The sequence below is a fragment of the Pseudomonas sp. TWI929 genome (assembly GCF_039673335.1).
In the GTDB taxonomy this organism is placed as follows: domain Bacteria; phylum Pseudomonadota; class Gammaproteobacteria; order Pseudomonadales; family Pseudomonadaceae; genus Aquipseudomonas.
This window is the reverse complement of record NZ_JBDJLK010000177.1, coordinates 1-1237: the sequence shown is the minus strand read 5'-3', so window position 1 is coordinate 1237 and position 1237 is coordinate 1. Positions and strand designations below refer to the sequence as shown.

General features: G+C 59.0%; 1 protein-coding gene. It reads right to left on the bottom strand.

Annotated elements, in window-relative coordinates; genetic code table 11:
- Positions 1–112: 112 nt before the first annotated feature.
- Positions 113–988, bottom strand: a complete 876-nt coding sequence (gene icmH, locus ABE456_RS28425) for a type IVB secretion system protein IcmH/DotU (RefSeq protein ID WP_346646898.1) — start codon at positions 986–988, stop codon at positions 113–115.
- Between the last annotated feature and the right edge of the window lie 249 nt (positions 989–1237).

The window sequence follows — 1237 nt, the reverse complement described above, 5'->3', positions numbered from 1 at the left end:
GAGCTGATCGCTTCGTCGAGTTCGAACGACACCACTTCGAACTCAAGCCGGCCAGCCAGTGGTTGAAAGGTAAAACGCAAGTCGGATTGGCTAGGCATGCGGATGCTCCCTGCTACTGCGGCAAGATGATGCTGTCGAGCGTTTCAAGGACTTCGGCGGTTATCAGGCTTAGGCGGTAGCTGTAGTAGCAGTAGGCACAGACCATGGCGATGGCCGAGATCACCAGCGGGCTCCACCATGGCCAATACCGCCGCGGCCTGTGGTTGGGGCGATCGACGACATTGGTATAGGGGTCGCACACCTCTTGCGGTGTGGGGCCGCGCAGTTCACGAAGGACCTTGTGCATCCGTGAGATCAAGGCTTTGATGGTTTCCTGGCCCTTGGGCTCTAGGGCGTACTTGCCTTGAAGGCCCAGGCAAAAGCAGAAGTACAGGAACTCCAGTACATCCTGGAATTCCTTGGGCGACAGCATCATTCGCTCCAGCAAGACGAAGATCTTTTCGCCGCCGTGGGTTTCGTCATGGAAGATGCTTAGCAACGGTTCCTGGCTCCAGCACGAGTTGTTGCCCCAGGGGCGGCTCATCACAGCCTCGTCCAGGTACAGGCACAGGGCGTAGGAATAGGCCTCCAGATGCGTGGGCGGGTAACCGTGCTGCTGTATTTCTTCGCGGATGGCGTGGATCTGGGTTTGCAGGCGCTTGTGCACGAACGCAATGTTGGGCAGGTCGTCGAGGGTGCGCAGGCGGATGACCAGGCCGAACAGCGGGTATGCCGCGTCGAGCATCAGGTTGTCGACGTTGCCGCGTAGCCGGAATTCGGGGTCGGCCGGGTAGCCTGCCTCGTCTGCTCGCCCGCCCTGATCGGCCGGGTAAGGCGAGTCAGCCCCTTCCGGGACTTCCAGCATGGCGTGCATGCTGTTGTCCGTTACGTCATGGGCATCTTTTGCGCCGTCGATCTCGCCAGAGGAAATAGAGGGTGGGCCGGGCATGAAGAGGTCCTTGTCTTCCAGCAAACTGAAGACACGGACGCTATCGGGGAATCAATTTTGTGAGGAGTCCGGCGCTTCCTAAGACGCTGTAGGAATTTTCGACTGGCCTCTTTCTTGAAACAAAAGAACACATGCCCAGGTACTGCTCACGCTGTAAATGTGGGAGCGGCCTTGTGTCGCGAAAGGGCCGCACAGCGGCCCCAGTAATCTATGCAGTGATGCCAAGGCCATGGGGCTGCTGTGCAGCCC